We start from the raw sequence: 1,442 nt of genomic DNA, 5'->3' as shown, positions 1-1,442 counted from the left end.
TTGGAGCACAGGCTCCAAGCGCTTTTTTGTGTGACAAGTCAGGCCAGCCGGCGTTCCAGCGCCGCGGCGATCCGCTCCGAAGCGCGTCCGTCGCCGTAAGGATTTTGCGCCGAAGCCATGCGGGCGAGGCGCATTTCGTCGTCCATCAGCGCCGCGAAATCCGTCATCGCCCTTTCAGGCTCGTTGCCGAGCAGCGTCACGATCCCCGCGTCCACGCCCTCCGGCCGCTCCGTGACGTTGCGCACCACCGCTACCGGCACGCCCAGCGACGCCCCTTCCTCCTGCAGACCGCCCGAGTCCGTCAGGATCAAACGGCTGCGCGCCAGCAGCGCCGCCATGCAGCCGTATTCCAGCGGCTCGACGAGCTTCACGTTTTGCACGCCCGACAGCGGCGGCACGACCGACTCGCGCACCGCGGGGTTGAGATGGACCGGGAACACGAACGTCCACTCCGCGCGAGCGCGCGCCACGTCGGCCAGACGCCGCGCCAGCTCGTTCAGCACGGGCCAGTTCTCGCGCCGGTGCAGCGTCACCGTCACGACCGGCCCGCGCGCGGGCACGCCGTCGGGCAAAACTCCTTTTTTCGAGGCAAAAAGGATCGCGTCGACCGCCGTCTGTCCCGTCACGAAAACGCGCTCGGGCGCCGCGCCGCTTTTCAGCAGATTGGCGCGCGCCCCCTCCGTCGGCGCGAAGAACGTGTCGCACAGCGCGTCGGTCAGCACGCGGTTAGCCTCCTCCGGGAACGGCTCGCTCATCGAACCGCTGCGCAGCCCCGCCTCCACGTGCCCGACCGGGATACGCTCCAGAAACGCCGCCCACGCCGAGACGAACGTCGTCAGCGTGTCGCCGTGCACCAGCACGTAATCGGCCTTCAGCTCGCGAAACGCCGCCGCCGCCTGCGGCAAAATCCGCGCCGCCAGCTCCGGCAGAGTCTGCCGCTCGGTCATCACGTCCAGATTGCGCTCGTGCGGCACGCCGAAGATCGAAAGCGCCTGCTCAAGCTGCGTCCTGTGCTGCCCGGTCAGCAAAATCACCGGCTCCAGCGCGCCGCTTCGCGCCAGCGCCAGATACACCGGCGCCATCTTGATCGCCTCCGGCCGCGTGCCGAACGCGAGAACGATCCGTTTTTTCATGGGCGAACACTCCCCCTTCTCCGCGCTTATTATACCTTATGCCGCAGGCATTTCGGCCGTTTGATCCCCTCAACGGGGCATCCTCAAATGCCACTGATACTGATTTTCAATAAAAAAGCATCATTGAAAAACGCTCCGCCGGCGACCGTGCTGCAAAAAGCATGCAGCACGCGATTTGATCCAGTTTTCGACGCGCCTTCGGCGTTATAAAAGGGCGAAGAAACTGTGTCTTTTTAACGAAAACGAGTATGACCAGCACGAAAAAAATACTACTACGTCCGACCGTACCGGGTTCCGGGGACGGTAGGT

The 1,442-nt window shown here is 64.5% G+C and carries 2 protein-coding genes; both read right to left on the bottom strand.

All coding sequences use genetic code 11. The features are described from left to right. Positions 1–38: 38 nt before the first annotated feature. On the bottom strand, positions 39–1,133 hold the full coding sequence (wecB, locus tag HMPREF7215_RS02510) for a non-hydrolyzing UDP-N-acetylglucosamine 2-epimerase (RefSeq protein ID WP_009164043.1): 1,095 nt from the start codon (positions 1,131–1,133) through the stop codon (positions 39–41). A 106-nt stretch (positions 1,134–1,239) separates the two neighbouring features. Continuing rightward, on the bottom strand, positions 1,240–1,442 hold a 203-nt coding region (locus HMPREF7215_RS13775; protein WP_232205508.1), incomplete at its 5' end, for a hypothetical protein.

The sequence above is a fragment of the Pyramidobacter piscolens W5455 genome (assembly GCF_000177335.1).
GTDB lineage: Bacteria > Synergistota > Synergistia > Synergistales > Dethiosulfovibrionaceae > Pyramidobacter > Pyramidobacter piscolens.
The sequence above is the reverse complement of the archived record's forward strand: the minus strand, read 5'-3'. Positions and strand labels throughout refer to the sequence as shown.

Coding starts and splice junctions, on each gene's coding strand:
- wecB (WP_009164043.1), bottom strand. CDS start 1,133: ATGAAAAAACGGATCGTTCTCGCGTTCGGCACGCGGCCGGAGGCGATC.